28 protein-coding genes are annotated in these 22,877 nt (G+C 52.0%); 1 reads left to right on the top strand and 27 read right to left on the bottom strand.

Features of this window, described 5'->3' with window-relative positions:
• The 25 genes from ACE5KN_RS11730 to ACE5KN_RS11610 form a co-directional block, all read right to left on the bottom strand.
• Window positions 1-867 carry a heptaprenyl diphosphate synthase component 1 gene (locus ACE5KN_RS11730; protein WP_375533081.1) on the bottom strand — a complete coding sequence of 289 codons (867 nt, stop codon included), beginning with the start codon at window positions 865-867 and terminating at the stop codon, window positions 1-3.
• Window positions 868-1,241: 374 nt separating this feature from the next.
• Entirely contained in the window at window positions 1,242-1,796 is a 555-nt protein-coding gene (locus tag ACE5KN_RS11725) for a hypothetical protein (RefSeq protein WP_375523575.1), read from the bottom strand.
• A 99-nt stretch (window positions 1,797-1,895) separates the two neighbouring features.
• Window positions 1,896-2,123 carry a trp RNA-binding attenuation protein MtrB gene (mtrB, locus tag ACE5KN_RS11720; RefSeq protein ID WP_375523574.1) on the bottom strand — a complete coding sequence of 76 codons (228 nt, stop codon included), beginning with the start codon at window positions 2,121-2,123 and terminating at the stop codon, window positions 1,896-1,898.
• A gap of 336 nt (window positions 2,124-2,459) precedes the next feature.
• Window positions 2,460-2,732: a non-specific DNA-binding protein Hbs gene (gene hbs / locus ACE5KN_RS11715; RefSeq protein WP_355320329.1), complete on the bottom strand. Its 273-nt coding sequence runs from the start codon at window positions 2,730-2,732 to the stop codon at window positions 2,460-2,462.
• Between the two features lie 174 nt (window positions 2,733-2,906).
• Complete coding sequence (locus ACE5KN_RS11710; RefSeq protein ID WP_375523573.1) at window positions 2,907-3,893, bottom strand: ABC transporter permease; 987 nt, start codon at window positions 3,891-3,893, stop codon at window positions 2,907-2,909.
• Window positions 3,883-5,406, bottom strand: a complete 1,524-nt coding sequence (locus tag ACE5KN_RS11705) for a sugar ABC transporter ATP-binding protein (protein ID WP_375523572.1) — start codon at window positions 5,404-5,406, stop codon at window positions 3,883-3,885. Before ACE5KN_RS11705 ends, ACE5KN_RS11710 begins: the two co-directional genes overlap by 11 nt.
• A 74-nt stretch (window positions 5,407-5,480) precedes the next feature.
• Window positions 5,481-6,563 (bottom strand): sugar ABC transporter substrate-binding protein, encoded by a 1,083-nt coding sequence (locus ACE5KN_RS11700; RefSeq protein ID WP_375523571.1) that lies wholly within the window; start codon window positions 6,561-6,563, stop codon window positions 5,481-5,483.
• Window positions 6,564-6,750: 187 nt separating this feature from the next.
• Complete coding sequence (spoIVA, locus tag ACE5KN_RS11695) at window positions 6,751-8,229, bottom strand: stage IV sporulation protein A (RefSeq protein WP_375523570.1); 1,479 nt, start codon at window positions 8,227-8,229, stop codon at window positions 6,751-6,753.
• A gap of 64 nt (window positions 8,230-8,293) precedes the next feature.
• Complete coding sequence (locus ACE5KN_RS11690) at window positions 8,294-8,428, bottom strand: hypothetical protein (protein WP_375523569.1); 135 nt, start codon at window positions 8,426-8,428, stop codon at window positions 8,294-8,296.
• Window positions 8,429-8,611: 183 nt separating this feature from the next.
• Complete coding sequence (locus ACE5KN_RS11685) at window positions 8,612-8,956, bottom strand: 2Fe-2S iron-sulfur cluster-binding protein (protein WP_375523568.1); 345 nt, start codon at window positions 8,954-8,956, stop codon at window positions 8,612-8,614.
• Window positions 8,946-9,701 (bottom strand): hypothetical protein, encoded by a 756-nt coding sequence (locus ACE5KN_RS11680; protein ID WP_375523567.1) that lies wholly within the window; start codon window positions 9,699-9,701, stop codon window positions 8,946-8,948. Before ACE5KN_RS11680 ends, ACE5KN_RS11685 begins: the two co-directional genes overlap by 11 nt.
• A gap of 9 nt (window positions 9,702-9,710) precedes the next feature.
• Window positions 9,711-9,986 carry a stage VI sporulation protein F gene (locus ACE5KN_RS11675; RefSeq protein WP_375523566.1) on the bottom strand — a complete coding sequence of 92 codons (276 nt, stop codon included), beginning with the start codon at window positions 9,984-9,986 and terminating at the stop codon, window positions 9,711-9,713.
• Between the two features lie 64 nt (window positions 9,987-10,050).
• Window positions 10,051-11,091: an NAD(P)H-dependent glycerol-3-phosphate dehydrogenase gene (locus ACE5KN_RS11670; RefSeq protein ID WP_375523565.1), complete on the bottom strand. Its 1,041-nt coding sequence runs from the start codon at window positions 11,089-11,091 to the stop codon at window positions 10,051-10,053.
• The gene (gene plsY / locus ACE5KN_RS11665) at window positions 11,084-11,695 is read right to left on the bottom strand and encodes a glycerol-3-phosphate 1-O-acyltransferase PlsY (protein WP_355320338.1); all 612 of its coding nucleotides are present in this window, start codon (window positions 11,693-11,695) and stop codon (window positions 11,084-11,086) included. Before plsY ends, ACE5KN_RS11670 begins: the two co-directional genes overlap by 8 nt.
• Window positions 11,696-11,706: 11 nt before the next feature.
• The gene (gene der / locus ACE5KN_RS11660; protein WP_375523564.1) at window positions 11,707-13,029 is read right to left on the bottom strand and encodes a ribosome biogenesis GTPase Der; all 1,323 of its coding nucleotides are present in this window, start codon (window positions 13,027-13,029) and stop codon (window positions 11,707-11,709) included.
• A gap of 129 nt (window positions 13,030-13,158) precedes the next feature.
• Window positions 13,159-14,376, bottom strand: coding sequence for a 30S ribosomal protein S1 (rpsA, locus tag ACE5KN_RS11655; protein WP_375523563.1), 1,218 nt, complete (start codon window positions 14,374-14,376; stop codon window positions 13,159-13,161).
• Between the two features lie 89 nt (window positions 14,377-14,465).
• Window positions 14,466-15,053 (bottom strand): lysophospholipid acyltransferase family protein, encoded by a 588-nt coding sequence (locus ACE5KN_RS11650; RefSeq protein ID WP_375523562.1) that lies wholly within the window; start codon window positions 15,051-15,053, stop codon window positions 14,466-14,468.
• Between the two features lie 3 nt (window positions 15,054-15,056).
• Window positions 15,057-15,758 (bottom strand): (d)CMP kinase, encoded by a 702-nt coding sequence (gene cmk, locus ACE5KN_RS11645; RefSeq protein ID WP_375523561.1) that lies wholly within the window; start codon window positions 15,756-15,758, stop codon window positions 15,057-15,059.
• Between the two features lie 138 nt (window positions 15,759-15,896).
• Complete coding sequence (locus ACE5KN_RS11640; RefSeq protein WP_375523560.1) at window positions 15,897-16,091, bottom strand: hypothetical protein; 195 nt, start codon at window positions 16,089-16,091, stop codon at window positions 15,897-15,899.
• 73 nt (window positions 16,092-16,164) lie between these two features.
• Window positions 16,165-16,818, bottom strand: coding sequence for a flagellar brake protein (locus ACE5KN_RS11635; protein ID WP_375523559.1), 654 nt, complete (start codon window positions 16,816-16,818; stop codon window positions 16,165-16,167).
• Between the two features lie 346 nt (window positions 16,819-17,164).
• Window positions 17,165-18,544: a germination protein YpeB gene (gene ypeB, locus ACE5KN_RS11630; RefSeq protein ID WP_375523558.1), complete on the bottom strand. Its 1,380-nt coding sequence runs from the start codon at window positions 18,542-18,544 to the stop codon at window positions 17,165-17,167.
• 80 nt (window positions 18,545-18,624) lie between these two features.
• Complete coding sequence (locus tag ACE5KN_RS11625) at window positions 18,625-18,774, bottom strand: hypothetical protein (protein WP_355320346.1); 150 nt, start codon at window positions 18,772-18,774, stop codon at window positions 18,625-18,627.
• A gap of 63 nt (window positions 18,775-18,837) precedes the next feature.
• A complete protein-coding gene (gene prsW, locus ACE5KN_RS11620) occupies window positions 18,838-19,533 on the bottom strand; it encodes a glutamic-type intramembrane protease PrsW (protein WP_375523557.1) in 696 nt (231 codons plus the stop codon).
• Window positions 19,534-19,653: 120 nt separating this feature from the next.
• Entirely contained in the window at window positions 19,654-20,268 is a 615-nt protein-coding gene (locus ACE5KN_RS11615; protein ID WP_375523556.1) for a genetic competence negative regulator, read from the bottom strand.
• 193 nt (window positions 20,269-20,461) lie between these two features.
• Window positions 20,462-20,830, bottom strand: coding sequence for a hypothetical protein (locus tag ACE5KN_RS11610; RefSeq protein ID WP_375523555.1), 369 nt, complete (start codon window positions 20,828-20,830; stop codon window positions 20,462-20,464).
• A gap of 93 nt (window positions 20,831-20,923) precedes the next feature.
• Here ACE5KN_RS11610 and ACE5KN_RS11605 point away from each other — a divergent pair, with 93 nt between their 5' ends.
• The gene (locus tag ACE5KN_RS11605) at window positions 20,924-21,814 is read left to right on the top strand and encodes a polysaccharide deacetylase family protein (protein WP_375523554.1); all 891 of its coding nucleotides are present in this window, start codon (window positions 20,924-20,926) and stop codon (window positions 21,812-21,814) included.
• Between the two features lie 127 nt (window positions 21,815-21,941).
• Here ACE5KN_RS11605 and ACE5KN_RS11600 read toward each other — a convergent pair whose 3' ends face one another.
• Both ACE5KN_RS11600 and ACE5KN_RS11595 read right to left on the bottom strand, forming a co-directional pair.
• A complete protein-coding gene (locus ACE5KN_RS11600; protein ID WP_375523553.1) occupies window positions 21,942-22,280 on the bottom strand; it encodes a hypothetical protein in 339 nt (112 codons plus the stop codon).
• Window positions 22,277-22,876: a CPBP family glutamic-type intramembrane protease gene (locus ACE5KN_RS11595; protein WP_375523552.1), complete on the bottom strand. Its 600-nt coding sequence runs from the start codon at window positions 22,874-22,876 to the stop codon at window positions 22,277-22,279. The genes ACE5KN_RS11600 and ACE5KN_RS11595 overlap by 4 nt, the downstream gene beginning before the upstream one ends.
• Window position 22,877: the final 1 nt, after the last annotated feature.

Genomic DNA, 22,877 nt, shown 5'->3' with positions numbered 1-22,877 from the left:
CTAACCTTCCCTTACGGCAGTCCCGGGCGTATGGAAGAGACGCAGGAAGGGCTCTGTCATCCGTCCGAATTCTTCCCGGTCCCTGTCGTCCGCTTCCGACAGAATTTCCCGAATCCGTCCGATCACAGCATCCAGCTTGTCCAGCAGCAAATCGCCTACCTTGTATTTCAGCAGCAGCTGACGCCATGACTTGCCGTCAAGCGTTTCGTTCAGCAGCAGATCCCTCTCCTCCGCCGTTCCTTTCTCCAGCAGCCTCCAGAAGGCAAAGCTGAATCTGGAACGCTCGGCCGCTTCTAGCCTCGTTAATTCCTCAGCCAGCGTATCGCACAGGCTGAATTCCTGCAGCAGGCTTTCCCACAGCCTCCGGTCAGAATCGCCAATCCATGGAGTGAAGGAATGAAAAAGTCTCTTCTTGATGACCGCCATCCCGTTCAAATATTCCTGAGGCGGCATGAGAAGCTTGCACATGCTGTGGTACATGCTCATTTTGCTCTCATTCACATCACAGATCGCTTTGCTCAGGATCGAGACAGCGTCGATGCTTCCGGCCTGGGCGAGCAGCTGGTAAAAACGCCCGCTAAAATAATCTCCGGCAAGCACCTTGAGCTGCCTGGATCTCATTTTGGACGGGCTGGGCATTTCCTTTGCAGTATCGATCATATCATGGGTATCAAGCCCCATTTGTACCAATGATGTAGCAAGCGGGTACAATTCATCCCGGCCGTCCTTCTGCTCATCGCTCCGGTTGAGGAACGCAAACAGCAGACGGGCGCGGCTGTCAGGAAATGACGGCATGTCCGTGTGCTGCAGTATCATGTCGTATTCCACATATTTTTTTGCCAACTGGGGTACGCGATACGGTTTCATCCTTAGCCTCCGAGCCTTTACTAAACTGTCCATTTAACTTATTGCAATACCGCTTATTATAACATAAATCACTGGGACAAGCGACTTAAGGAGCATTAAAGATTTCCTGCGTTTGCCTTAACAGTGAGTGTTCAAAAAGTCAGGTTTTCAGCACCAAAACGTATGCTTCCGAAGTGCGTTTTTTCAAAACGCCTGAGTTGGATGAAGCTAGGGACTGAGGAACGGAGCGTACTTGGGGTACGTGAGCACCTGAAATGTTTCCGTAGGAAACATGCTTCGGAAGCATCCGCTTAGGCCCGGCTGAATTCAAGATTCGATGTCGAGTCCGCTTCCTGACTTCCTTCGTGATCAAAAGATGACTTTTTGAACTACCTCTATGAGGACGGCGGTTCGACATGGTAGCGGGTACGCCACAGCTTCGTATCCGAAATACGGAACTGGCTTTTCAGCTCTTCCGGCAATTCGGGCTCCGACCAGCCCCGTAGCGCGCGCAGCGCCTCAGCCGGCCATTCATCGCGCCTGATGTCCGCGGCAATAAGCAGATATCTTTTTCCCGTCCAAGGATCCTCGGCCACGATTCTGAGCAGCAGCTGCTGCACATTGCTCGTCCCGTAAAAACAATAGCTTGCGGCTTCCGCTATATTTTCGTACACCGTTGCAGGGGCGGCCGCAGTTTCCGGCATTTTGAGGTCAAGAGTCAGCACCGCCTCCTTCCAGCTCACCTTGGCGATGGGCATGGTCAGCGAAAGCCCGTTCAACTGGTCAACCAGATTATATTCGTTCAGCTCCATCCGCGGCTGTGGCAGCAGCACAGCCCTCGTGTTTTCCGCTCTGCCTGCAAAATGGTCGAGCTGCTGCAGGGCGGGAAGAAGCGCGGCCGCGCCAACCGTCAGCAGCAGCGCCCCGGCGAAAACCGTCAACCGTTTCATGCTTCGTTGCCCCCTCCGCTCCTTGCCGGCTTTATTCTGTCCAAGACAAGGCTCCATATCACATTGTACAACGAAAAAAAGCAGGCTATGCCTGCTTTTTCACTCTTCCGTATCTATAACGCCGTGCTTTGTCATCACAAGAGCCTTGCCGCGCACTTTGATGCCGGAGGTATGCTCCGTGAACTGCACAATCAGAACCTCGCCTTTGTCCAGCTTTTCGGAATGATGCAGCTTCGTATCATGGCCGCGGGTCAGACCGAACACCTGGCATCCGCTGCTCTTGGCTTTAATCACGATATAATCGGCACTGCCGTTTCCTTCTTCCATAACGAGTCCCTCCCGATTTCAATACCTTCATGATGCAGAAGCGCCCCTGTTTTGTCAACCCGGTGGTCAAAATTCACTTTTAGAGGTAGTTCAAAAAGTCATCTTTTGATCACGAAGAAAGTCAGGAAGCGAACTCGACATCGAATCTTGAATTCAGCCGGGACTTCCGGGGCTCACGTACCCCAAGTACGCTCCGCTCCTCAGTCCCTACCTTCATCCAATCTTCTCGGTGCTGAAAACCTGACTTTTTGAACACTCACTTTTAGCTCTGAAAACGAAAGGCCGTGAATGGGATTCACGGCCTTGTCGTGCAACAATGGAAATATGTAAGAAATCTTATTTAATTCCGTCTTTGAGCGCTTTACCTGGTCTGAAAGCCGGGATTTTGCTCGCAGGGATTTCGATTTCTTCACCAGTTTGCGGGTTGCGTCCTTTACGTGCGGAACGTTCACGGACTTCAAAGTTGCCGAAGCCGACGAGCTGCACCTTGTCTCCAGATTGGAGAGCTTCGGAGATCGCGTCGAAAATCGCGTCAACCGCTTTGGTAGCATCCTTCTTGGACAGCTCCGCTTTCTCGGACACCTGATTGATCAAGTCTGTTTTGTTCATTGCCTATTCACCTCCTGAACCTAGTATGTTTTTAGAGTAATATTATCTCTTTCCGTTTTGCCATCAAATATACGTATAACCGCTTATTTTTCATCAGCATCGCCGTTCCTGCCTGCTGTACACGGCATTTCCGACGCGGAACAAGGTTTATAGTAATACATGCCAGCAACAATTTCAAGCCCGGCGGCGATTCAGTACGTAAAATGTGACGGAAAGCGCCAAAACAAGCACAATTCCCTTGATAATGTCGTGAGCGAAATACTGCACGTTCATCATCGTCAGGCCGTTTACGAGCACACCGATCAGGATGGAGCCCACAAAGGTGCCGATCACATTCGGCTTGCCTGCCCCAAGCACGGAAAATCCTACAAATACGGCGGCTACCGCTTCCATCAGCAGGGGAGCACCCGCATCAATCTGTCCTGAGCCGACGCGTGAAGCATATAAAATGCCGGCGATGGCGGCAAACAGCCCTGAAGCAACATAGGCCAGCGTCCGCACTTTCTTCACCTTGATTCCGGACAGTCTGGCCGCCTCCTCATTGCCCCCGGTGACATACATTTGCCGGCCATATCTTGTATACGTCAAAAAGACATGCACCAGAATAACCGCAGCGATCAGCAGCACGACAGAGAACGGCAGCCCGAGCCATCGGCCCTGGCCAAGCAGCAGAAATGAGGTTGGTATTTCACCCGGTGCTTTGGTCCCGTCCGGAAACTGCATATGATTATAGATTGTGTAACCCTGCGCATAGGTCTTATGCATCCCGCTGACGATGTACATCACAGCCAAAGTGGCGAGCAGATCGGGAATTCTGAGCTTGACGATCATAAACGCATTCACAAGCCCGATGACAGCACCGATGGCCAGCGATGCCAAAATCACGATATACACCGGCTGCTCATACCAGATCATCAGAGAGGCGGAAGCCACGGTTGTAAGGGAAACCGTTGAGCCCACAGACAAATCAAAGCCGTCCACGATGAGCGACAGAGTCACTCCGATGGCCACAAAAGTAACGATCGCAATCGAACCTAAAATATCGGACAGGTTATCATAAGTAAAAAAGTATGGCAGTGTCAGCGAAAAGTATGCGATTACTCCTATAATGACGACTACAGCCCCATACCGGAACAGCAAATTCAACAATTTATCCTTCATGTCTTACATCCTCTCCACCGCTTGCGTACAGCAGCAGCCTCTCCTGATCAGCTTCCCCGCGCGCAAACTCTTTAACGATAACACCATCGTACATGACCGCGATGCGATCTCCGATTCCCAGCCCTTCCGCAAACTCACACGTCAGGTAGATGACGGCTTTCCCCTTTGCCGCAAGCTCGCCGATCAACCGGAAAATATCACTTTTGGCTCCGATATCGACACCCTTGGTAGGCTCGTCAAATACGAAGACTTCCGCTCCGGAGTTCAGCCATTTCCCGATGGCGATCTTTTGCTGGTTGCCTCCGCTCAGGTATTTGGCCTCCTGCCGGACGGAGGCCGTCTTGATGCGCAGCGCAGATACGAGCTGCTCGGCATGTCCCCGCTCCCTTCTGCGGTTGACGAAACCAAGCGTACTCAGCTTGTCCAGTAGCGGCAGGCTCAGGTTGCGTTCCACGGACTCCTCGATCAAAATTCCCTGCTTGCGCCTCTCTTCGGGAACAGAGACAATGCCCTGGGCCACTCCGTCCGCCGGCTGCTTCATTTGAACGGCCTTGCCGTGCAGCAGCACAGTCCCTCCTTCCGGCCTGTCCGCTCCAGTCAGCAGCCGCGACAGTTCCGTCTTGCCCGCGCCTACCAGTCCCACGATGGCCAACACTTCACCGCTCCGGGCGTACAGATCCACACCACGCACTCTAGTTCCGCGCCGGAGAGCACGGGTCTCAAGCACGATTTCACCCTGCTCGGCCTCCACCTTCGGGAATTCCTCGGCAAACGTTTTGCCAAGCATATGCGTCACGATACCGGCCGCATCAATGGATGCCGCTTCACCGGTAAATACGTGGGTGCCATCCCGCATGACCGTTACCCGGTCGCAATGCTCCGTTACTTCGGGCAGCCGGTGTGTGATCAAAATGCAAGCGACACCGTCCTGCTTTAATTGATGGACCGTTTCAAACAAACGATTCGTTTCTTCCTGGCTGAGCGGAGCCGTCGGCTCGTCAAAAATGATGACATTTGCCTTTTGGATCAGAATGCGGGCGATCAGCACCATCTGCTTTTCGGCCAGCGTCAGATCCACAACTTTTGCACGGACATCGATGTCCGCTTTCAGCCGGTCCAACGCTTCCCTTGCCTGAAGGCGCATACGCGGTCCTCCCGCCCACATTCCTCCGCCTGGGGCGGAAAGAGTGTCCAGCATAATATTTTCGGCAACTGTCAATTGGGGGACAAGCGCAGAGTCAACCTCCTGGTACACGCAATGAATGCCCGCTTTTTTGGCTTCTGCCGGAGAACCGATTCGCAGTTCACTGCCATTCGCGCAGATACTGCCGCTGTCCGGGCTGTATGCGCCTGATAAAATTTTCATCAAGGTGCTTTTGCCAGCCCCGTTTGCTCCCAGCAGAGCGTGAATTTCCCCGCCTGATACGGTAAGATCGACATCACGGAGCGCGGCCACCCCCGCAAAGGATTTACAGATGCCGCTCATTTCCAGCCTGTAGGCACCTGAATTCATGGATTTTCCTCCTCACACAACGGAAAGGCGCGCCTTTAGCGCGCCTCCTGTTCATTCTTGAACGGTCAGACCGGTTACTTGGACGTTTCGTATTCTGCCATCCAGTCTTTCTTGCCCTGCTCGCTTTGTCCCCAGCCCTTTACATACTGGGAAAGCTCAGCCGTGGATATTTGCTGGTCAGGCAGAGAATCGCGGTGCACATAAACCGGCTCCAGCACCACGTTAGCCTCAGGTTCATCGCCATGCAGCTTCTGGTAGACATAACGCACCTGAACACGCCCGATATCCGTCGGATCGACCGCTGCCGAAGCGACCCATGGACTGGCCGGATCCTGAATCATCTGCAAATCCTCGTCGCTCATATCGATACCATATACCTTGATTTCATCTCTGCCGGCCTGCTGAATCGCCCGCGCTGCACCTTTCGCGAATTCATCCCAGGCTGCCCATACCGCCGTAATTTCACCCTTCGGATACTGCTTCAGGACAGCTTCCATTTTGGCCTGTGTGTCCAAGGCCGGATTTTGCGCGCTGCCGAAGGAAGAGATCTCCTCGATTCCCGGGTTTTCCTCCATAAACTTGGCATAAGACTGCTGGCGTCTTTCCATCGGCGCAAAGCCGGCGACCCATATTTTCACGATCTTGCCTTTGCCGTTCAGATCCTTTTTCATCTGCTCCAGTGTAAGCTCCGCCATTTTTTGATCATCCTGGGAAAGGACCGTCGCGCCTGGCACATTGACCGCTGCATCAAACACGACGACCGGAATGCCTTTCTCTACCGCTTTCTTCAAGCCTGGCTCAAGCAGCGAATCGCCATGGTCTGTCAAAATGGCGTCAAAATGCTGGTTAACCGCGCTATCGACCAGGGAGGCCATCTTCGCTTTATCGTTATCAGCCACGAATTTCGTAAGCGTACCGCCAAACTTCTTCACTTCCTCTTCCACGCCCTGCACGTATTGCTGCGAGAAAGTTCCGGTATTGAATTCCATGATCAGAGCAATCCGCTTGCCGCGCAGATCACCACCGGCTGCAGCGGTGCTCTGCTGACCTTCTGCAGCCTTCTGCTCGGGAAGCTGGACACCGCATGCGCTCAGAAATAGGGCCATGACTGCCAGCACGGATACCATCCACATCGTTTTGGATGCTTTCAATTTCATTCTCTCTGTTCCCCCTCAAGTATGTACAACCTTTTAAATTTGATAATTAATATAACGCGTTAAACCGACTATGTAAATAGGTTTTGTGATTTTTCTTATTGCGCTTGTATACCAAACAGCTGCAAACAAAAAAACCGCAAAGAGTTTAACTCTTCACGGTTTTTTCGTACCAGGCATATATTGCATATCATAAGATGATGGCAATCAGACCGCCGGAGCCTTCATTAATGATACGACCCAGGGTTTCCTGCAGCTTGTAGCGGGCATTGTCCGGCATCATGGCAATCTTACCCTGAATTCCTTCTCTTACGATCGAATGAAGCGATCTGCCGAAGATATCGGACTCCCAAATCTTGATCGGATCGTTCTCGAAGTCCTGCATCAGATAACGGACGAGCTCTTCGCTCTGCTTCTCTGTGCCAATGATCGGAGCGAACTCGGATTCGACATCCACCCGGATCATGTGGATCGATGGTGCCGTCGCTTTCAGGCGGACACCGAAACGAGAGCCCTGGCGGATCAGCTGCGGCTCATCCAGCGCCATTTCAGCCAGCGAAGGAGCAGCTATGCCATAACCGGTCGTCTTGACCATTTCCAGCGCTTCCGCAAACCGGTCGTATTCCCGCTTCGCATGGGAGAACTCCTGCATCAGCTGCAGCAGATGGTCTTTGCCGCGGATTTCCACTCCGACCACTTCCACAAGGATTTGGTCATACAGCTCGTCAGGCGCATACAGGTCAATTTCGGCCACTCCCTGACCCATATTCATACCGCTAAGTCCGGCGCGTTCAATAAAGTCATACTCCATAAACTGGCCGACTACCCTGTCCACATCCCGCAGCCTGCGGATATCCTTGACCGTATCTCTGACCGAATTTTCATAGTTCGTACGCAGCCAGTGCCGCTCATTCAGCACCATAACCCAGCTGGGCAGGTTGACATTGACTTCGTGAACAGGAAATTCGTACAGCACCTCTCTCAGCACGCCGGTAACATCCTCTTCCGTCATCGTCGAGGCGCTGAGCGTCATTACCGGAATATCATATTTGGCAGCAAGCTCATTACGCAGCTCCAGCGCTTCCTCGCTGCGCGGCCGGGTGGAGTTGATCACGATGACAAACGGCTTCCCGACCTCTTTAAGCTCCTCAATGACCCGCTCTTCAGCCTCTACATACGAACTGCGCGGGATTTCCGCAATCGTGCCGTCAGTTGTCACCACCACACCCAGCGTGGAGTGCTCCTGAATCACTTTGCGCGTGCCGATTTCAGCCGCTTCCTGGAAAGGGATCGGCTCTTCGAACCATGGTGTCGAAATCATACGGGGACCGTTTTCGTCCTCATACCCTTTCGCTCCGTCCACAGCATAACCGACACAGTCCACCAGTCTGACATTCACCTCAAGCCCTTCGGCTACTTTGATTTGCACCGCATTGTTCGGTACAAATTTCGGCTCTGTCGTCATGATTGTTTTGCCGGCCGCACTTTGCGGCAGTTCATCGGTGGCCCGCAGCCGTTCAGCTTCGCTGGTAATGTTGGGAAGCACAATGGTTTCCATGAAACGCTTGATGAATGTGGATTTTCCCGTGCGGACTGCACCGACGACCCCCAGATAAATATCTCCCCCGGTGCGCTCGGCAATGTCTTTAAAAATGTCTACTTTCTCCAATGAAATCCCCTCCTCAAAAGTCTCCGAAGGAACAATGCTGCAAGAGCATCCGCTTCGTGTTCAATCAGAAGATTTGATCCCCTGCTGCGGCAGAGCAAGCACGGAAGTCGTCCGCCGCCGAGCATTCCGGCACGGTTCGTGTGCTGATCGAATCGGCGTGAGCGGTCTGCACGCGTACATGAATTTGGACTGGTATCATATTATGTATATGCCCTAGTGATTATGACTGCATCTATATCTATTGCATCGGAATGAAAGAATCCCTGTATGAGTTCCCGGGCCGTTACCACGATGTATATGCTGTTTTCCCGCTGCCCATGCCAGTCGGAACAGCAAAAAAACCGCCAAAGGCGGTTTTGCATTGGTTCATAACTTCAGTTGTTTACCAGAGATCGTCCTCGGCCTGCCGTTCCAATTGACGCCGCACAACCGCTTTAAACGGGTCTTCAGGCACAGTGACGTTCATATTCCCTGTGACCCTGGCCTGGCAGGACAAACGTATTCCCTTTTCCAGCAGAGGCCCGAGCTTGCGTTCCTCCGCGGCCGTCGGCAGTGTCATTCCGGCATCTGCGGGATTCACCGTAATTTTGCACATCAGGCATGACGCCTTGCCGGCACAGCGGGTGGGTATGTAAATACCGGCTTTGCGAGCGGCTTCAAGCACGGTTGTACCGGTACGGACAGCTGTTTTCTTTCCGGCCGGAAGAAATACAACTTCATGATTCATACCGATCTTCCCCCTCCCGGTCCTCTTTTTGCTGCCCGGCAACGATATCAGCAGCCCATGGCAGCAGAGCGGCCATCCGGCTTAAATGACTGTCTGACCAGACGTTAGTCTGCAGCAGTCTTCTCACCAGCGGGGCATGAAGGTCAGGACAACCATTCATCACCTGTGCGATGGCTTCATAACGGTCTGGCCTGTCCCGCAGCAGATTAAACATGAACTCATGGCTTAGCGGAGTAAGCTGCAATTGGTGGTCCTCCAGCTCCAGCAGCGGGGCACGCTTCTGCAGAACATGCTCAACCTCCAGTCTGTACATCGAGCCCCCGGCCATGATTTCAAAGCCTCCGACCAGTTCAAGGCGCAGCCCGCCTACCCGGTAATGGCTGAGGAGTGATGTATAAGGGCCGCTGCGATTCATCTCCTGCCTGTCCTCAGGCTCGCCTGGAGCAGCCATGTGCAGCTGTTTGGCAGCAGCGATGTCGGCATATACATCAATATCATTCGGCTGCCGTTCCAATTTCACCTGCTGCAGCAGCAGTGAGCAGCTTCCTCCCAGCAGCCATACCAGCCCAAGCCCTGTCCAGGCCGTGGATACATCATGCAGCGCTGCAGCAAGCGCCGGTATATTGCGGAGCAGTTCCGACCCCTTTAAGATATTCAAAGCCGTTGCTCCTTTCTCCGCTTTGCCGATCGCATTGGGAAAAAAGCCCACAAACCTGTCCGGTTTGCGGGCTGAGCGAAAAGACAAAACAGCCGTTTATTTCTTAATCATCATCTTCATCAACCCTTCCAGACTGGAAGGATTCATGCCGCTTTTCTTGACCGCAGACACAATATCCTTGATTGTATCTTCCGACACAGGGATATTGGCCATGGCTGACACTTGTTTGATCAACTGGCGAAGCTTGGCTTCACTTTGCAATGTCTCCGGTTTCACGGTACTGGCCAGTTTTTTGACGGCATTTTCGGATATCGACTTACCACTTTTTTTGTTGATCGCGTTCAGTGCTTCCTTAGGAAAATTCTTGCTCACTGTCTCCCCTCCTCCGGCAATGCTCCATTCAGTGTATGAATGCCGGAAGTAAAAGGTGAGTATTCTAGGAGTGCCATTGCTCCCATGTTTTTAAAGGCATGACTTCCATCTCTGTCTTCGGATCACGCCCCATGAGCGCTTCCACCGCGCTTCGTACATCCTTCTGTTCAAACAATACCTTGTACAGCTGCTCCGCAATGGGCATTTGCACATTCAGCTTGCGGGACATGGCATAAGCGGCTTTAGTTGTCCGAATTCCTTCTACCACCATGCCCATCGTGTCCAGCACCTGATCCAATGGCTGGCCCTGGCCGAGCAGCGAGCCTGCGCGCCAATTTCTGCTGTGCTTGCTTGTCGCCGTTACGACCAGGTCTCCGATGCCCGCAAGCCCTGCAAACGTCAGCGGGTTGGCCCCCATGTCCACGCCAGCTCTGGTAATCTCGGCCAGGCCGCGTGTCAGCAGGGCCGCTTTGGCGTTATCGCCAAAACCAAGACCGTCCGACATGCCTGCTCCGAGGGCAATGATGTTCTTGAGCGCCCCCGCCAGCTCCACACCGATCTGGTCACGGTTCGTATAAACTCTGAAGTAGGAATTCATAAACAGATCCTGGGCAGCCTCCGCGCCATGATCATCTTGAGACGCAACAACAACGGTCGTCGGGCATTGGCGGACAACCTCCTCTGCATGGCTGGGCCCGGACAGCACTACAACTTGACCTTCCGGGCAGCCAAGCTCCTCCGCGATTACGGTCGACATCCGCTTCAGACTCTCGGTCTCAAACCCTTTGGTCGCATGCACAACGAGCATACCGTCCCGGTAAAAGGGCTTGAAATCCGCGCATACCTGCCGCATGGCCGCAGAAGGAGCAACAATAACGACGGCATTCGCATTCTCGGCCGCCTTGCTCATTTCCGTAGCCGCTGAAATGCGGGAAGACAGCTCGGCGCCAGGCAAATACCGGCTGTTCGTATGCAGTGTATTGATCTCTTCGGCCTGCCCGGCATTGCGGGTCCAGATCGTTACCTCATGCCCGTTGTTTGCCAGCACCGAAGCAAGGGCCGTTCCCCAGCTGCCGGCGACCAGTACAGCAACCTTCTCAGCCAAGTCGATCTCCTCCCTTGGAGCCCAGTCTGTTCTCTTTACCTTGAATCAGCTTGCGGATATTCGATCTGTGTCTCCATACGGCGAAAACACAGATGATCAGGCTGCTCCAGAACAGCGGCCACGAATAACCCAGGACAAGAATCATCCATGGCGTCAGAATAACGAAAATTAATGAGCCAAGCGATACATATCGGGTAATTACAATAGATAAAATAGCGATGATTCCGGCGATCAGCGCCGGGAAAAAGCAGAGTGTCGCAAGCACACCGATAGCTGTGGCGATGCCCTTTCCACCGCGGAAATGAAAATAGAGCGGCCAGTTATGACCCGCGATGGCGGCAATGCCGGCCAGGGCGGCAGTCCATTGCGAACCGCCTCCCAGCCAGTAGCCAAGCCATACTGCGGCAATGCCCTTGCACACATCAAGCAGCAGCACCATAATGGCCGGACCTTTGCCCAAAACGCGCAGCGTATTGGTCGCCCCCGCATTACCGCTTCCGTGCTGCCTTACATCTACACCCTTCATAAAACGTCCGATCAAAACACTAAAGCTGACCGAGCCCAAAAGATAGCTGAGCACTACGGCTGCAATCTGTAAAATCAAACTGCTCTCCCCTAACCTTCATCAGACTTGTGCCGGGTAAATATGCGAATCGGTGTTCCTTCAAAACTGAAAGCGGCACGAATTTTATTCTCCAGATATCTCTCATAGGAGAAGTGCATCAACTCCGGATCATTGACAAACACCACCATCGTCGGAGGTTTCACCGCCACCTGTGTCGCATAATTAATGCGCAGTCTGCGTCCTTTATCCGTAGGCGGAGGATTGATGGCTACTGCATCGGACACAACGTCATTCAGCAGATGTGTCTGCACTCTCATCGCATGCTGCTGCGATACATGCTGAACGACGGGAAGCAGCTTGTGCAGGCGCTGTTTCGTTTTGGCTGAAAGGAATACTACGGGGGCATAGGTCATAAAGAGAAAATGATCACGGATTTTCGTTTCGAACTGCCGCATCGTCTTGTCATCCTTCTCTACGACATCCCATTTGTTGACAACGAACAAGGAAGCCTTGCCCGCTTCATAAGCATAACCGGCAATATGCTTATCCTGCTCGATAATGCCTTCTTCGCCGTTGATCACGACCAATACGACATCAGCGCGCTCAATGGCGCGCATCGCACGCATGACACTGTATTTCTCGGTCGTTTCATACACCTTGCCGCGCTTGCGCATACCCGCCGTGTCGATCAGCACATAACGCTGCCCATCCCGTTCAAACGGCGTATCAATCGCGTCTCGTGTCGTACCCGCAACGTCGCTGACGATGACCCGCTCTTCCCCCAGGATCGCGTTGACAAGCGAAGACTTGCCGACATTAGGACGCCCGATCAAAGCCACACGAATCACGTCCTCGTCGTACTCGTCATCCGCAAGCTCGGGGAGGCTGTCTGTTATGGCATCCAGCAGGTCGCCAATGCCGGTTCCATGGCTGCCGGAAACACCGATCGGATCACCGAAGCCAAAAGCGTAAAATTCATAAATCAGATCGCTGCGTTCAATATTGTCAACCTTGTTCACAGCGACAACGACCGGTTTGCCGGAACGGTACAAAATTTGTGCGACCTCTTCGTCCGCCTGTGTGACTCCGGTTTTGGCATCACACATAAATACGATGACATCGGCTTCTTCAATTGCCAGTTCGGCCTGCATACGGATGGATTTCAGAATGACATCCTCTCCGTCAATCTCGATGCCGCCGGTATCGATGATGCTGAAAGGCTTGCCGTTCCATTCTGCCACACCGTAAATCCGGTCACGGGTAATTCCGGGCTTGTCCTCCACAATGGCCAAACGATCACCGATGATCCGGTTGAATATCGTTGACTTCCCGACATTCGGACGACCTACAATCGCCACGACGGGTCTTGCCATATTGCCATTCCTCCTGTCCATTTTTCGCTATCTAATCATAGCAAAAAAATGATGTTTGCAACAACAATCGGCGAACCCTCTGGGTCCGCCGATGGTGTATGTTCATGCGTTATATTGCTGCTTGCCCAATCACTTGAACTTGCTCAGCTTGTCGCCAAAGCGCTCTCCAAGAGTAACGCTCATGCCTTCATTGTTCAAGGACACATTCGGGTTGTTGAGCTGCTCTCTAGGAGCGCGGTCACGCGATCTTTCAGATCTTTCAGCTCTAGGTGCCGGTGCCGGCGCTTCTTCCGTTTCCTTGATGCTCAGGCTGACACGCTTTTCCGCCGGATTCATTTCCAGAATCTTCACTTTCACTTCTTGTCCCTCTTCAAGCACTTCCTGAGGAGTTCCGATATGCTTGTGCGAGATTTGGGAAATGTGAACCAGTCCTTCTACGCCAGGAGCGATTTCAACGAAGGCGCCGAAGTTAACGAGACGTCTTACTACGCCTGTCACAATGTCACCGTTGTTGAATTGTCCTGCAGCGGTTTCCCACGGACCTGGTTGAGCGGCTTTCATGCTCAGGCTGATTTTTCCTTTTTCAGGATCAACCTTGAGTACTTTGACCTTAACCTGTTGTCCTTCGGATACGACGTCGGAAGGCTTGTCAACATGAGTCCAGGCAATTTCGGAAACGTGAACCAGTCCGTCTACGCCGCCAACATCAACAAAGGCTCCAAACTGGGTCAGGCGCTGAACTGTACCAACAATCTCCTGGCCTTCCTGCAGCTCGGACATCACTTTTTGCTTGCTCGCTTCGTATTCAGCTTCCAGCACGTCTTTCTGGGAAAGAATGACCTTGTTGTTCTCACGGTCCAGCTCTTTCACCTTAACGCGCAATGTACGCCCTTTGTAATCGCTGAAATCTTCGACAAAATGACGCTCCACCATGGAAGCTGGAATGAATCCGCGCACACCTACGTCTGCTACAACGCCGCCTTTTACAACATCGGTTACGGTAACCTCGAATACATCCTGGTTATCGAAATGCTGCTGCAGCTTCTCCCATGCATTCTCGCTGTCAATAGCGCGCTTGGACAAAATCAGCTGCTCTTTGTTGTCGTTGATGCTTACAACCTTGGCTTCGATTTCTTGTCCGACCTGTGGTTCCTCTTCACCGGAAGACAGCTCGCGAACTGGAATTACACCATCGTATTTATATCCAATGCTTACTACCGCTTGGTTATCTTCCAGCTTCACGATTGTCCCCTTGACGGTATCCCCTTTTTTGAGTGATACCATTTGGTCCAGCTCGTCTTGAGTTGCCGCTTCAGCAGCTTCTTGGTTTCTTGTTTCTTCCGACATGTCAATACCCTCCTCAATTCAAAAACACCTTTATTCAAACCTGCGTGTAGCAGAGTTCAAAACATTCATGCATGCCCAGATTGTCAAGCTCAGCTCTGTGTCGGCTGGCCGGTCTCTTTCATCGTGCGGATTCTGGACATAATGCCTTCGGTTGCCAGCTCCAAAGGGTCGCCTTCCACTGCCGTCTTGTACTGCTCCAGGTCAACCGGCTTCCCGTAAATGACCTTTGTCTTCCGGAACAGCTTGTATTCGCCCACGATCGCTACAGGCACGGCGGCGGCACCGCTGCGAAGCGCAAAGCTTGCAGCCCCTTTCTTGCCCATTCCCTGGGCGTTCCGCGACCCTTCCGGGAATATGCCCATAACCTCTCCATCACGCAAAATCGTGAGTGCCAGCTTGATCGATTCCTTGCTCACTCCGCCGCGCTTCACCGGAAAAGCTCCAAGCTTATTGATCAGCGGTCCAAGGACCGGAACATCAAAAAGCTCTGCTTTGGCCATAAAGCGAACCTTTCGGTCGAGCAAGATACCAACAGTGGGCGGATCCAGATTGCTGATATGATTGGAGCAAAGCAGCACACCGCCTTCGGCCGGCACATTCTCCATGCCGATCGCCTCCAGTCTGAACAGGAAACGATACAGGATGCGCAGAATCCCCCTGCACAATTGATAAATCATTGCTTAATCTCCCCATCCTATCGCCGTTTTGCAGTAGGATACGATCGTATCGACAACCTCGTCGATTCCCATTTGCGTCGTATCCAGCATAATGGCATCTTCGCTGCGACGAAGGGGGGAAACTTCCCTTTCTTCGTCCAATTTGTCCCGAGCCGCAATATCGCGTTCGAGCTGCTCCAGCGTGATGTCAGCCGCTTCCCGCAATTCTTTGAATCGGCGAAGAGCACGTTCCTTGACGCTGGCGGTCATGAATACTTTCAACTCTGCGTCTGGCAGCACGGTCGTACCGATATCACGGCCGTCCATGACTACACCCTTGCGTTCCGCCATCCGGCGCTGACCTGACGTTAAATGCTCCCGCAGACCAGCGATACTGGCATACCTGGATACGTTGCCGGTGACGTCCAGCGAACGAATTTCCACGGTGACATCCACTCCGTTGCAGATCACCTTCTGCCCGGACGGATCCGGTTTTAATTCAATCACCATCTTTGGTACATGTTGAAGCACTTCCCGGACATTTTCCGGAGAAATCTTATGTTTCATCAAATACCAAGTCGCTGCCCGGTACATGGCGCCAGTGTCCACATAGACATAAGATAATGCTTCAGCCACCCTGCGGGCAACCGTACTTTTGCCTGCCCCGGCAGGCCCGTCAATGGCGATGTTGATTTTCCCGTTCGATGCCGTACTCTGCCTTGCCAACGGGGCACCCTCCTCAACCCTGAGCCTCAATAAAAAAGCAGGCATTGCCTGCGACGTGAAAATTATACCACACCTAGCACGATGATGCAAAAACAGGCCTTTTGAAAAAACCTGCCAAAAGCCACAAAAAATGCTTGATTACAGCCCGTTTGCGTCCAGCGGCCATCCTTCCATTTCGGAAATAGGCGAGATATGCCGCGCGGCAGCGGGGATGTGAAGCAGCAGCTGAGCGCACACCATGACAACGGTTAGCAGCGCCAGCAGGCTCAACACCCCCAGCGGCAAAAGCTGGTGCAAATCCCGGACAATCCGGCGCATATTTTTCTTTTTCAATGGGCCACCTTCCGTTTTTTGCTTTTATTTTTCCTCCATACCGGAAAAATTACTCTCTCCACTCGCTCATTTCTTACTGCCGCTGCTCCAGCTGTTGTTCAAAGCAGTATCTGATGACCTTCTGACGTTCATGGTCCGGGATTTTTTTGTAGGCAGCCATGACCTGGTTTGTCCCGTTCTCCTGCGCGACAACCCTTACAATTTCCGCATCAAAGCTAACGTGCTCCCTTGTTCCGTTTCTGTATGGCACCAGCAGCCAGCAGTTGAGGTTCCAGCCTGCCTGCATTGCGATCTCGGGCTTGGTGTAAAAAGATACGCCGCCCCCACCCACGTCAATCGTATGTGCCAAAAAATGAACGGCCTGCTCTGTCGACTGCACGGCGATTTCCAGTGATGCAGGAACCCGTAAATAGCTGCGCCGCTGAACCTTTGTAATTTCATCTTCCAGCGGCTTGCGAATATGTATCAACTGCACCCTGTCTTTTCCAAAGCCGGTAACATGGGAATTAAAATAATGCCTCAGCCCATTTTCATTTACATAGACGACGGACAACTCGTCACCGAGATGCAGCATCTTCATTTTTCCCGTTTCCACATGGATCGGTACTTCGATCAGATAGTTGCCTTCTTTCATATCCATAATTCTGGATCTATAGTCAAATGTCTCCTTGTTGTCGTCTGAAGTAGCCAACTGAAAAAACAGCATATCTGTTATTTTGGGCAACATCCCTGCCACCATCCTCATCCTGCAGTAATCTTCATCGTTGATATAACCCCGCCATTATACCACGACTTTTTCACAGGAAGATGAAATTTTTTTACGAAAAGTGAGTGCTCAAAAAGTCAGGTTTTCAGCACCGAGAAGGTTGAATGAAGCTAGGGACTGAGGAGCGGAGCGTACTTGGGGTACGTGAGCACCGGAAGGCCCGGCTGAATTCAAGATTCGATGTCGAGTCCACTTCCTGACTTCCTTCGTGATCAAAAGATGACTTTTTGAACTACCTCTATGAGGACGGCTTGCAAATAAACAGCCCCCTGAACGATCAGGAGGCTGTCGGAAATGAATGAAAAGCCTAGCTTACAAGCTGTTTATTATGCTGATCCTTTGTAAAATTGTCGTCCGCATCCTTCACTTCCTCGATCTTCTCTTCTTCTCCCGTATTTGCATTAATGTATATCCGGTACACCGAGCCGTTGATCCGTCCGCCGAATTCATAACAGAGAACGTGCTTGGACAGCTCATTTTCAATGACGGCTTTCCGGTGATACATCTCCTTGAACCCGGGATTGAGGAATTTGCGGGCCTGAGCCAGGCTCAGCTTTGCTTTCTGCGGCTTCTGGGCATTTTGATGTTCATAGATATAATCGCTTGCCTGCAGACCGATGACTTCTCCGTTGTCCAAAGCCGAACGGACCGTAACCTTTTCCGGGTAAATGAGCGTATCCCCTTCGGTCGGCACAAAAGTGATGTTGGCCATATTATCGTATTCATCATAAGCAACAGGCTTCATTCCTTTGTAGCCTTTCTGGCTGAGGAAGGAATTCGCCTTGGTAATCGCCTGCTTGCGATCCGTTGCTTTTTTGCCTACTGGCCGCTGATCACTGTAGGAAATGAGCAGACCGCCGTTGTGTGTAAAATCCATGCTCTTCCCGCCGCCTTGTTTGGCATGAATAACAGCGGTGTAGGATGGCCACTCTGTATTCTTGCCGTTTTCAAGGACTTTTACCTCTTCCGGCCTGGCGGCGGCAAACCTGGCCGCTTTTGCCCGGATATCCTGCGGCGTGGTCGGCTGCAAATTCAGCTTTTTCACGGACCGCTTATCGTACATATTGGAAATGGATGGGCCCCAGTCGAGCTCGGAATACTGCTCCACCTTTTTATCCACTGTCTTGAAGCCATCAATAATCGTGTTATCCGCAGGCTGTTTCTCTGTGGCGATGGCCGACTCCACATCCATCCAGCGCAGGTTATGGGCCAGTACCTTGCTCTGCATTTCATGCAGATCCTTCGAAATGTCCTTGGAATTTTCATAGAGCACCTTGAGGTTTTTCAGCTCCTTCTCGCTCAGCGGCTCCTTGTTCAAATCCCGGACAGAGGTCTGATAAGCAAAATTGGACATCCGTGAAAGCAGGTCCTCCGCATGATTGAACGAGGCCAGCGAGAGCGGGAGCTGGTTAACCTCATTCTGCGCTTCGCTTGTGAGCCTCCATACGTTGACCAGGCTTTTACGGTGCATTCCTTTAGAGGTTGAATTCACCGCAATGGCATTGCCGAGCTGGGAATGAAGCTGGTCCATATGGTATGACAAATCATGAAAAGCCCGCTGATATTGGTTCTCCGCTTTGATCAGCAGCGAATTCTTCTCCTGATTCTCCTGATATCCCCATACTAATGCTCCGACCAGCAAAACTGCTGTAACAGGGAACAAAAAAGCGCTTATTCGCTTATACATCGTGAGAGTCTCCTTTCATCAGGTACACTAACCATAGTGTGACAAGATGACAGGACTCTTATGCATGGGCTTTGGGCAGCCTACAACGCCTCTTCTTCGATGATGAATTCATCCACATTATCGCACAGACAGCGCTTGAATCCGGTTTCAATTCGATCCGTTTCTCTGCGGCCGCGCAGCACAAATTTTTCTCCACACCGCTTGCAGTAAATTCTTACTTTAACACGCATAAAAAAACACACCTCCGTCATCAGGCTCAGAGCCCGTATGTCAGACAAGTGTGTCCAATTTTGTTACAAATTAACCTCTTCCTCCGGTTTGACCAACCGGAACGGGGAGCGGCTGTTCGCTCTTGCGAGTTTGCCCATGCCCAAAAACCAGAGCAGCAGCATCAGCGGCACAATGAACCAGATCCAATCATGGGTCAGCGTATTCAGGATAATATCGTAAAGTCCGTGCCAAAACCACGGGAACAGCAGCGAGAGCGCAAGAAAAAGCTTGCTGCTTCGGCCTTCCGAGAACTTGGCCCGGCCGAGATAATAACCCATAATGATGCCGAACATGGCGTGCCCTGATACCGGCAGCAGCGAACGGATGATCAGCGTGCCGATGGACGAATAACCAGCCCACGCATAGAGCAGGTTCTCTACGGTCGCAAATCCAAGCGAAACGGCTGCAGCATATACGATCCCGTCATAAGGCTCATCAAATTCCGTATGATTATAAATAATGTGATACACAACAAACCACTTCAGAAACTCTTCGACCCCGGCGGATATGCCAAAGGAGGCAAGCAGCGTATGGTCGCCGAGCCAGATCGTAAGTCCCCGTTGAAAGATCATGACCGGCAGCACGACGAGAAAGCCCAGCAAAAACACCTTGATTACCATATGCAGCGGCTCGGAATCATACTTGTCTTTGAGATAAATATACGTCAGTAGAGCGATACCCGGCGCAATCGCTGCCGCAAGTACCGAAAACAGGAGCACCGTCATCCCTCCAAAAAAACTGCAGCCGGCCCGTTTGTTCTGCAGGGCCGGCTGTCGTTCAAAAATGCTGCAGCAAAGGGACCGTCAAGGTCTTCTGCTGCGGTTTACCTGAGCACCGGATTAGCCGCGGCTGTCAAAATGCGTGCAGATGGTTGCCACCGCATTCTCGGCCATGACCAGCTTGCCATACTCTTCAAGCACCGCCGGAGTAAGGGAAGAGGCTTCCCCGAATTCTGCCAGCACCGCGATGAGCGCAGCATGCCGGTCTTCATCCACTTCCTCCGGCTCCAGATATAGAACCCATTTTCCTCTATAGTGATACAGCTTACCTGCCTCCGTAATACTGCTGCGGAGCATGTGAGCCGCTTCAATTAGCACCTCGAAATCGCTGAAGGCGTAGATGATGGAATCACTTTGTTCAAGGGTGACCTCCATCTCATACACTTCTTCAGGCAGCTCATCATCAGATCCCGAAACGTATTGCTGGTGATCGTATTTCCCCCGGGTTACGATAACGACCATTCCTTGAGCGGGAAGCGCGAATACTTCAACGGCTAACGGGCCGGTGGCGTCAAAGCCGAGCTCACTGTATGCCTGATCCATCATTTCAGTGAACAGCTCATGCACCTTCGGAATCTCCTGCCACATGTCCTCCCTTTGTATGCCACGCTCGCTCAGATCGTCAAATGTTAGGAAAATCCGTATCTTGTCCTGGCTTAATCTTTCTATTTTCATACTGGATCCTCCTCTGCAACCGAGTATTATAAACAGAATATGATGCAACAAAGTCAGCTGTGATGAAAATGGTTCTATGTAGATATGTTATCATTTTATACCCTCAAATGCACGCAATAAAAACGACAAAAAAAGAATCATTTGCACAGCCGGAAAAAAAGCCGCGAAAATGATTCTTTAACAGGCATGCGGTTTATATTCCCGGTACCGCTGTATGAGTTTCTTTAAGGATCTGTTCAACCTCGCGCTTGACATCGGGACTGTTCCGGATAAATTCCTTCAGCATTTTAATGTTTTCCGCTTTTTCGCTGCTCGAGAAGGTTGTTTTCTTGGCCTTGTCCCCATCCTGCTTTTCTGGCTTGGTCAACGAAGCGCCCAGATCCGATCCACCCATACCTGGAAAAGCCGCATCCATCAGTCTGTTTCTTGCCTTTTCCATCATCCTGCCGGCATTGCCGCCATTGCGGTTCATGCCCAGCATAGCGGATCCGCCGTTTCTGGATATCAGCGAGGTAGCAGCAGCTCCAAGAAGCACACCCAGAAAAAATGAAGAAGTTTTCACAATATGGACCTCCTTTTGTGATAAGATCGTCCATAGTGTTCTCTGGAGCCAGGGAACTCATGCGGTATAAATACAGGAAAGAGTGATGTGTACATGAGCAAGAAAGCGGCAGCGGTACTGCTGGCCTCCAGTCTTTTGCTCGGGGCTTGCGCTTCCGTCACGGAATCACCCGCCCCGGCCGATCCCCCATCCGCCGGGAATGAAGCGGGCAAATCCGGTGCGACAGAGCCGACATCCCCCTCATCCGGAACGGATGCAGCTGCCGGCAGCGAAGCACCCGCCGAGGGGAAGGATAAGCCGGCAGAAACAGGAAGCGGCGGCGATGAACAGCCCCCAAAGCTGTACCGGATGGACAGCGCCTATAACATCGTTCCCATCAAGGAAGACGGTACGGAGAAAAAAGTCGTGCTTCTGACCTTCGATGACGGACCGAAAGACCAGGCCATGGTTGATTCCCTGCTGGATACCCTGGATAAGCACAAGGCAAAGGCCATATTTTTCGTGAACGGATACAGGGTTAAGGAGCACCCCGAGCTGCTGAAGCAAATTTTTGAACGGGGCCATATGATCGGAAATCACAGCTATGACCACATTATCCTGAAAAATGAACCCATAGCCAAGGTACGGAAACAGGTTAAAGATGTTCAGGAGCTGGTAAAGGATACCATCGGGACTGCACCGGTCTTTTTCCGTCCTCCGAACGGAGCCGGCGGAGATGTGGGACATCAGGTAGCCAAGGAGGAGGACCTCCTCTATATGACCTGGTCCAACGGCTCCCTGGATTGGACCATGAAAAAAAGCGACCCGAACAAAAAACAGGCCATTATCAAAAATGTGATGGATCAGCTTCATCCCGGAAGCAACATTCTGATGCACGAGCTGCCCTGGACCGTGGAAACGCTGGACGAGCTGCTGACCAAGCTCGAACAGAAAGGATATTCCTTCGTGGACCCTCACAGCATTGACACGGGGGTGATTGAATAGAGCTTATCCGCAAATGGCTGGAAAAGCGTTCATCCCCCAACAAGGTACCAGCCAGCTTTTACCAACATCTTCAAACAGAAGAACCCCGCTCTGTCGAGACGGGGTTCTTCTGTAATGTATTCAGGCATCAGGGCTTGCTCGACAAGGAGGACATAATGACCCGCAATGGGGGCGCGCCCTCGATGCCCCACCAAAGTAACGCCGCTGTAATAAGAATAAATAAAGTGCTCAAAAAGTTCATAAACCACTTGCTTACACGAATGCGCCGTGACGGAAACAGCTCCGTTCGGGACACGTGGACTTCCCCCCCGGCCGCTTCCTCTTCCGTAAGTGGCACCGTGTCCGTATAAGCGGCTGTGTAAGCTTCCGCCTTGGCAGGCTGCTGCTTCGTTTCCTTTTGAGCTTTTTTCGGCTTTCTGTTGCGGCGTTTCCCGTATTTTTCTACTCTGCTTAGTTCCTTGTTCATGACTCCCTCCGAAAACGCAGCGCCAGGCCGGATATAAGGTCTATGACAAAATGGCACAGGATCGGCGCCCACAGGCTTCCGGTCTGCAGATAGATGTAACCCAAGCCATAGCTGCTTAAAAACACCCACCCGGTCGGAATCCAATGCTTAAGGTAGCGGATATGAATCAGGGCAAATATGATGCTCGTCCAGTAAGGACCGAATGCGTATTGGATCGCCCCCCTGAAGAGAAGCTCCTCACAAACGGCAACAACAGCTGCAATACATACGATATGCCATACCGGCCGGTTGCGGAACAACATGCGGTTAATTCCCCCATCGTCCATGGCGTCTTCCGGCATCACAGACGAAATCAGCAAATCAACCAGCAGCATCAGGGCGGCAAGGCCCAGGCCCCACCATAGAAAGCCCATGCTTTGAGGTAAAGCCAGCACAGCTGGAACGCTGCGTCCCTGTAAAAAGATCCACACCGCTCCGATCACAAGGGTCAGCAATTGGGTGAGATAAAGATTGAACAACAGCAGACGGTCATTAAGCTCCTGCGTTTCCGCTTTTCTGAGCTTCAGCTTGATGTTCTTCAGGTTTAGTTTTTTCATT

This window comes from Paenibacillus terreus (assembly GCF_042138595.1).
GTDB lineage: Bacteria > Bacillota > Bacilli > Paenibacillales > Paenibacillaceae > Paenibacillus > Paenibacillus terreus.
This window is presented reverse-complemented; position numbering and strand designations above follow the sequence as displayed.